Genomic DNA, 7,041 nt, shown 5'->3' with positions numbered 1-7,041 from the left:
GGGCTCCGCCGTAGCCCCCGGCCTGCGCTCCCCGGTCGGCGCCGCCGCCCCCGCCCCGGTCGAGGAACCGGTCAACGGCGCCCCGGCGGCCTTGCGCGCCAAGGGAATCGACCAGCGCGACGTGAGCGGTCTGACCTACTCGGGCCCGGACGAGGGCGGCCACGCGGCCCGCCACAGCGACCGCGAGGAATACGGCGCCGACCCCGCCGACGACGGCATGACCCGCCGCGAGCGCCGCGAGGCCGCCCGCGCCGACTCCCGCCACAGCGCCAAGCCCCCGAAGGCCAAGCGCCGCAGGTAATTACGGCAGCGAGAGACGCCCACCCCGTCGTCCGGGGTGGGCGTTCCTGTTCGATCGGGCGTGTCGAACGCCGTTGTCATCGTGGCCGCATCGGCGTTGCTTCCTGGATTCCGGGCAGGGCATACAGTGCGTCGATCGCCGCCCGCAATGCCGGATAGCGGGCGATCAGCTCGGCGAGCTCGACGCCGGATGCGGGCAGATTCGCGGCGGTCAGGGCGGCGGTGACGGTCACCTCCGGGCGATCGTGGTCGGTCATGCGTGCGCCTCGGTGCTCGTCGGGAACGGGGAACCGAGGGCTCGTGGTCGATGCCAGTCGGTGTGGTCCTGGAAGGCCGCCGCGACCCGCAGCGCGGTGGCGTCCGCGTAGCGAGGCGCCGCGATCTGCATGGCGAGTGGCAGGCCCGCGGCGTTGCGGCCCATCGGCATCGACAGCACCGGATCGGGCACGCTGTTCCAGTACGGGGTGAACGCCATGCCGTACGCCGCGTCGTTGTCCTGATATCCGGACTCGTCGGTCAGCGCGGCCAGCAGGGGCGCCGCGGCCGCCGCGGTCGGCGAGACGACGACATCGACGGTGGCGAACAGCTCGGTCACGGCATCGTCCACCAGGGAGCGCACCCGCTGGGCCTGGACGTAATCGGCGCCGCTGATCATGGCCCCGTTCGCGAGTAGGCTGCGGGCCGCCGAGGTGTAGTCCTCCCAGCGGTCGGCCAGATCGAGGCGGTGCCGGGCGAGTCCTTCGGCGCTCGCGACGACCATCGTCGCCGTGACGGCCTCGGTCCGGAAGGGCAATACGACCTCGGTCACGGTGGCTCCCAGGTCGGCCAGCACGGTGACCGCGCGCTCGAAGACCGCCGGCAATGCCGGATCGGCCGCCGGTGGCAGAGGATGTTCGCGGACGATCCCGATTCGCAGCCCGGTCAGTCCCGTCCCGGGATCCGGTGGCCGGAACGTCTCGGGGGCCGTACCGGCCAGCACCGCGAGTACGGCGGCGCAATCGCGGGCCCCATGTGCGAGTGGGCCCACCCGGTCCAGGCTGTATCCCAGCGGCAGGCAGCCTGTCGTGGGCACCAGGCCGAAAGTCGGTGCCAGCCCGGTCACTCCGCAGAACGCCGCCGGCACCCGAATGCTGCCCGCGGTGTCGGTCCCCAGACCGGCAGGGAACACACCCGCGGCCACCCCGGCGGCCGTCCCCGAACTCGACCCGCCCGCCCACCGCCGCGGGTCCCACGGATTCCGCGGCACCGGAAAGGGTTTCGCCGGGTCCGGCAGGCCACAACCGAACTCCGTCGTCGTGGTCTTGCCGGTGATCACCGCACCCGCGGCCAGCAGCCGCTCGACCACCGCGGCATGGTGTTCGGGCGCTCGCTCCCGCTGCCGCAGGAGGCTCTGCGCGGAGGTCGGCACCCCGGCCACGGCGATCAAATCCTTGACCCCGAACGGGATTCCGTGCAGCGGCCCGCGGTCGTGCCCAGCAGCCAGTTCCCGATCGGCTCGCTCGGCGGTGGCCAGCGCGAGGTCGTCGGTCCGGGTGACGTAGATCCCCAGCGGGTCGTCCCACCGGTCGGCCGCGGCGAGCGCGTCCTCGACCAGCTCCGTGCTGGAGACGACGCCCGCCCGGATCGCCGCGGCGGCTTCGCACAGCGTGAAGTGTTTCCGGTTCAACAAAACTCCCGAGTCGTAGAGAAAGTTAGGATTACCTTGCTTCCTCAACCCGGGTTGAGTTCAAATGGTCAGGTGAACGAGCCGACGGAGTCTTTCGGCATCGCCACGGTCGCCGAGCGCTTCGCCCTGCCGATCTCCACGTTGCACTACTGGGAGCGGCAGGGGCTGCTGGTTCCGCACCGACGGGCGGGCCGCCGCTACTACAGCCACGACCAGGTGTCCCGAATCGCATTGATCAAGCTCTGGCGAGCGACGGGACAACTCCCCCTCGCCGACATCGCGGCACTACTGCACGGCGGCACCGGCCCGCAGTGGCGCGAAACCGTAGCCGCCCGAATGTCCGCCATCCGCGCCGAGATGGCCACCCTCGCCACCGCGCACGACTACCTGAGCGGCCTACTGGAATGCCACCAGCCCGGCGACCCCACCCAATGCCCGGCTTTCCGCGCGGCGGTCACCGACCGCGAGGAATGCGGCACAGACGACACCGCCGGGGGCGAGCCTGATCGCGCCGAAGCATGAATTACGCAGGCACAGTGCCGATTAGATGGTAGCGAATCAGAAGCGTTGCTGCACAACGCTTACAGCGTGGTGTACTCCGTGAGATCCACATCAATGTCGAACGGCACCGTCAGTTTCAAACGGTCGTGGTGGATGCCCGTCGGTGCGTAAGCCCTTGTCGCAGGATCGAGTTCGTACACATAGACGACAGCTCTACTGTCCACATTCTCGACTCGCCAGAAGTGTGGTATTCCGGCGCGCGCATACAGTTGCGGCTTGCGTTCCCGGTCGCGGATAACCGAATCCGGCGAGACGACTTCGACTGCGAGCACCACATCGTCGGGTCGGAATGTCGTCTGTTCGGGACCGAGGACCGAGGATGCGTGGACGACGATCAGGTCGGGTTCGGGTCGCTGACGGCGGTCGAGAGTCACTGTCATCTCGCGACGTACTCGCAATGTGCCGGGAGCGAAGCGCCGCAGGCCCGCGACCAGCAGATCGATGACGAGAGCGTGGAAGTTCATCTGCGGGCTCACGAAGACGAGGCTCCCGTCGATCAGTTCGGTGTGTGGCGGCAGATCGGGCAGGCGGTCGAGATCCTCTGCGATAAATCCACCGGGTGGCGGCACCAACCACCCCGGCAGCGGCTCGTGAGCCGGAGGCATGGGGGCGGCGGTCATCGGGTCCTCGTGATCAGATCGGAGTCGCTCGAATCGATATTCCAGTCACCAGTATGCACCGCAACGGGCCGCCCACGACGGTCGGGCGCCGTCGGAATTCGGTGATGTTCCGGCAAGATGGGCGGGTGGACCCCGATACCGAGAATGTGCTCGAGACGGTTGGTTCGCGGTTGCGTGCGCTGCGTCGCCATCGCGGGATTACTCTCGCGGATCTGGCGGTGCGGACCGGGGTGTCGGAGAGCACGTTGTCGCGGCTGGAGAGCGGGCAGCGGCGGGCGACGTTGGAATTGTTGCTGCCGCTCGCCCGCACCTATGACGTGCCGCTGGACGACCTCGTCGGCGCCCCGCGCACCGGCGATCCCCGCATCCATCTGAAACCGATCCATCGGCACGGGATGACCTTCGTGCCCCTGTCCCGGCGGCCGGGCGGAGTGCACGCGTTCAAGATGATCATCCCCGCCCGTCCGGAACCCCTCGAACCGACTCCGCAGACCCACGACGGCTTCGAATGGCTGTACGTTCTCAACGGCCGTCTGCGTCTCGTGGTCGGCGAACGTGATCTGACCCTGCCGCCCGGCGAGGCCGCCGAATTCGACACATCCCTGCCGCACTGGCTCGGCAGTGCCGACGGCGGCGCGGTCGAACTCCTGATCCTGTTCGGCCTGCAGGGCGTGCGCGCACACCTGCCGCCACACACCTGAGGCAAATGCCGGCGCCCGCTCAGTCCAGCATGCTCTCGATGAGATCGGCGGCTCGCCGGGTCCCGCCCTCGGCACGGGTGTCGGCCCGGAGACGATCCGAGCGGCGCCCGACCTCGGCGTCGGAAACGAGTTCCCGCAACGCTTTTCGGAGGTTCTCGGCGGTCGCCTCCGCGGTATCGATGCGCCGCGCCACCCCCAGTTCCACGAGCCGGTCCGCGTTGAGGAACTGCTCGGCGGCCTGTGGAACGGCGATCATCGGCACCCCGGCCAGCAGCCCTTCCCCGCACCCGCCCATCCCGGCGTGCGTGACGAACGCGGCGGCCTGCTCCAGGATCGCACGCTGCGGAACCCATTGGTGCACTTCGACATTCGCGGGAATATCGCCGAGTTCGCTTGGGTCGACGTACTTTCCGATCGGCAGGACGACGTGCCAACCGGGCAGGTCACCGAAGGCCGCCAGGCATTGCCGGTAGAACTCGGGCTGACGGGTATACGCCGATCCCAGCGAGATCAGCAGCACCCGTTCGACATCGGGCCGCGGCCAACCCTCGCCGCGTGGACCCAGGCACGGCCCGACGAAGGTCACCTTGTCGCCGTCGACCCGATCGGCATGCGGCTGCATCGCCCGCGGGATCAGCGCCAGCGCCTTGGCGGGCGCGCCGGAGAACTCGTCCACGTCGGTGGTGACGGCCAGTTGTTGTCGGCGACCGGCAATACGGAAGTGCACCGGACGAATTCGGCGCCGGTGGACTCGATGAGGTCGCCGACCGCCGGGTCGTTGGCATAGGTGACGCGATGGCCCCGGCCGACCAGTTCACGGATGACCTCGAGACTCGGCAGGACATGGCTGACGGCCGGGATGCCGATCATCGCGATATGAGCGGGAGAGGTCATCGAGGTTGTACTCCTTCGAGTTCGTCGACGGTGCCGGACATGATCACGCGGATATGTTCGGTGATGTGCTCCACCGGCCAGTCCCACCAGGCCACCGCCAGCAGCCGGGCGATATCGCGTTCGGCGTAGCGGGTCCGGACGAGGCGGGCCGGGTTGCCGCCGACGATGCCGTAGTCGGGGACGTCGGCGGTGACGACGGCGTGCGCGCCGATGATCGCGCCGTGCCCGATGCGGACGCCGGGCAACACCGTCGCGCCGTAACCGAACCAGACGTCGTTGCCGACGACCGTGTCCCCGCGATTCGGCAGCTCGGCCAGTAGGTCGGTGTGGTCCGACCACGCGCCGCTCATCATCGGGAACGGGAATGTCGAAGGCCCGTCCATGCGGTGATTGGCGCCGTTCATGATGAACCGCACCCCGGTCCCGAGCGCGCAGAATTTCCCGATGATCAGTTTTTCGGGTCCGTAGTGGTACAGCACGTTGCGGGTTTCGAAGGCGGTCGCGTCGTCGGGATCGTCGTAGTAGGAGAACTCCCCGATCTCGATCAGGGGCGAGGTGACCAGGGGCCGCAGCATCACGACGCGCGGCTGGCCGGGCATGGGGTGCAGGACGGTCGGGTCCGCGGGAACAGCGGGCATCGCGAATCTCCTTCTGTGCGAACGTCAGTGATGGATGTCAGGAACCGACGGCGGCCGGTGTCCGAAGGTCGAGCCGCGCACCCTGCCACCGTTCCCGCAGCCGCCGATCGTGACTGACGATCACGAGCGCGCCCCGGTATTCGGCCAGGGCGGTCTCCACATCCTCGACCAGGCCGGGGGACAGGTGATTGGTCGGCTCGTCCAGCAGCAGCACGTCCGCCGGCTCGGTGACCAGCCGCGCCAGCGCGAGCCGCTGCCGCTGCCCGGTGGACAGGTGCTCGACCGGTGTCGTGAGCCGACCGCGGTCGAACAGGCCCAGCGACAGCAGCCGCTCGGCATGCTCGGCGAGATCCCCGGCACGACCGCGGGCGAAGGCGGCCAGCAGCGTCTCGCCGGGTGCGGCGGGCCGCGGTTGCTGCGCGAGGAAACCGATCCTGCCGCCACGGGTGACGGTGCCGCCGTCCGGGGTCAGTTCCCCGGCGAGCACCCGCAGCAGGGTGGTCTTGCCCGCGCCGTTCGGCCCGGTGATCAGTAGTCGGTCACCGGCGCGGACCGTGACGCCGGTCCGGTCCAGGCGTCCCGCGACGGTGATGTCCGTGGCGTCCAGCACCGTGCCGCGTGCCCGGCCCGTCCGCACGGCGGCGGTGAAACGCAACGGCTCCGGGGGCGCCGGAACCGGCTCGGCGAGCAGGCGGCGCAAGCGTTCCTCGGCATTGCGGACCCGCCCGGCCAGCGACTGCTGCACCCGCCCACCGGCCCGGTCGTAGGCCATCTTGTTGTTGTCCCGCATCGCGCGCCCGGGGGCGACCCGGCGTGCCGTGGTTGCGACGGCCTCGCGCTGCCGTTCGACATCGGCCTGCCATCGCGTGTGCTCCTGCACCCACCGCTCCCGCGCCGCCGCCTTTCCCGCGAGGAATCCGGCGTACCCGTTGCCGTAGCGCACGACCCGGCGGGTGTCCGCGTCGACCTCCAGCAGGCTGGTGGCGACCCGCCCGAGGAAGACCCGATCGTGCGAGACCATCACGGTGGTGCCGCGGCGGGTGCGCAGGTGTTCCTCGAGCCAGCTCAGGGCGGCATCGTCGAGATGATTGGTCGGCTCGTCCAGCAGCAGCACCTCCGTGCCGGCCGCCAGCACGGCGGCCAAGCGCAACCGGACCTGCTCGCCGCCGGACAGCCCGCCCACGGTGCGGTCCCGCTCCACCAGTCCCAGGCCGAGACCGTGCAGCGCGCGTTCCACCCGGGCATCCGCGTCGTAACCGCCGCGCAGCTCGAAAACCGTTGTCAGCTCGCCGTATTCGGCCATCGCGGATTCGTCGCCCGCGGTCATCGCGACCTCGAGGCCGCGCATCCGCCGCTCGATCGCGCGCAACTCGCCCAGCGATCGGTCGATGACCTGCTGGACGGTCAGGGCCGGCGACAGCCGCTCGTCCTGCGCGAGATATCCGACGCCGCCGTCGGCCTGGACGACGATCTCGCCTTGATCGGGCCGCTCCCGCCCGGCGAACAGGCGCAGCAGGGTCGTCTTGCCGGACCCGTTCTCTCCGACTATGCCCGTGCGCGCACCCCCCGCCAGCGCACACGTCACCACATACAGGACGCATAGGCCGGCGAAAGAAATGGTTACCCCCAGCGCGGGGATCAGGGGATGGAATCACACACAC

7 protein-coding genes and 2 pseudogenes are annotated in these 7,041 nt (G+C 69.7%); 3 read left to right on the top strand and 6 right to left on the bottom strand.

Annotation, left to right across the window (positions count from 1 at the left end):
- A pseudogene (locus tag QH470_RS32485) lies at positions 1 to 301 on the top strand (preprotein translocase subunit SecA); the annotation flags it as partial.
- Between the two features lie 76 nt (positions 302 to 377).
- On the opposite strand, the gene QH470_RS32480 reads toward QH470_RS32485, so the two are convergent.
- Both QH470_RS32480 and QH470_RS32475 read right to left on the bottom strand, forming a co-directional pair.
- Positions 378 to 557 carry a hypothetical protein gene (locus QH470_RS32480; protein WP_280276203.1) on the bottom strand — a complete coding sequence of 60 codons (180 nt, stop codon included), beginning with the start codon at positions 555 to 557 and terminating at the stop codon, positions 378 to 380.
- Complete coding sequence (locus QH470_RS32475; RefSeq protein ID WP_280276202.1) at positions 554 to 1,966, bottom strand: amidase; 1,413 nt, start codon at positions 1,964 to 1,966, stop codon at positions 554 to 556. The genes QH470_RS32480 and QH470_RS32475 overlap by 4 nt, the downstream gene beginning before the upstream one ends.
- Positions 1,967 to 2,038: 72 nt before the next feature.
- Between QH470_RS32475 and QH470_RS32470 the strand changes: the two genes are divergently transcribed.
- Positions 2,039 to 2,488, top strand: coding sequence for a helix-turn-helix domain-containing protein (locus tag QH470_RS32470; RefSeq protein WP_280276201.1), 450 nt, complete (start codon positions 2,039 to 2,041; stop codon positions 2,486 to 2,488).
- 59 nt (positions 2,489 to 2,547) lie between these two features.
- On the opposite strand, the gene QH470_RS32465 is transcribed toward QH470_RS32470, so the two are convergent.
- Positions 2,548 to 3,147, bottom strand: a complete 600-nt coding sequence (locus QH470_RS32465) for a Uma2 family endonuclease (protein ID WP_280276200.1) — start codon at positions 3,145 to 3,147, stop codon at positions 2,548 to 2,550.
- Positions 3,148 to 3,251: 104 nt separating this feature from the next.
- Here QH470_RS32465 and QH470_RS32460 point away from each other — a divergent pair, with 104 nt between their 5' ends.
- Positions 3,252 to 3,848 (top strand): helix-turn-helix domain-containing protein, encoded by a 597-nt coding sequence (locus QH470_RS32460; RefSeq protein ID WP_280276199.1) that lies wholly within the window; start codon positions 3,252 to 3,254, stop codon positions 3,846 to 3,848.
- A gap of 19 nt (positions 3,849 to 3,867) precedes the next feature.
- On the opposite strand, the pseudogene QH470_RS32455 reads toward QH470_RS32460, so the two are convergent.
- The 3 genes and pseudogenes from QH470_RS32455 to QH470_RS32440 form a co-directional block, all read right to left on the bottom strand.
- Positions 3,868 to 4,742, bottom strand: a pseudogene (locus tag QH470_RS32455) (macrolide family glycosyltransferase).
- The gene (locus tag QH470_RS32445) at positions 4,739 to 5,380 is read right to left on the bottom strand and encodes a CatB-related O-acetyltransferase (RefSeq protein ID WP_280276196.1); all 642 of its coding nucleotides are present in this window, start codon (positions 5,378 to 5,380) and stop codon (positions 4,739 to 4,741) included. Before QH470_RS32445 ends, QH470_RS32455 begins: the two are co-directional and overlap by 4 nt.
- Positions 5,381 to 5,417: 37 nt before the next feature.
- Complete coding sequence (locus QH470_RS32440; protein ID WP_425302822.1) at positions 5,418 to 7,022, bottom strand: ABC-F family ATP-binding cassette domain-containing protein; 1,605 nt, start codon at positions 7,020 to 7,022, stop codon at positions 5,418 to 5,420.
- Between the last annotated feature and the right edge of the window lie 19 nt (positions 7,023 to 7,041).

The sequence above is a fragment of the Nocardia wallacei genome (genome assembly GCF_029868745.1).
Taxonomy (GTDB): domain Bacteria; phylum Actinomycetota; class Actinomycetes; order Mycobacteriales; family Mycobacteriaceae; genus Nocardia; species Nocardia wallacei_B.
The sequence above is the reverse complement of the archived record's forward strand: the minus strand, read 5'-3'. Positions and strand labels throughout refer to the sequence as shown.

Bases quoted from the DNA above. Each gene is read 5' to 3' on its own strand.
- QH470_RS32460 (WP_280276199.1), top strand. From the start codon at position 3,252: ATGTTCCGGCAAGATGGGCGGGTGGACCCCGATACCGAGAATGTGCTC.
- QH470_RS32465 (WP_280276200.1), bottom strand. From the start codon at position 3,147: ATGACCGCCGCCCCCATGCCTCCGGCTCACGAGCCGCTGCCGGGGTGG.
- QH470_RS32480 (WP_280276203.1), bottom strand. From the start codon at position 557: ATGACCGACCACGATCGCCCGGAGGTGACCGTCACCGCCGCCCTGACC.
- QH470_RS32445 (WP_280276196.1), bottom strand. From the start codon at position 5,380: ATGCCCGCTGTTCCCGCGGACCCGACCGTCCTGCACCCCATGCCCGGC.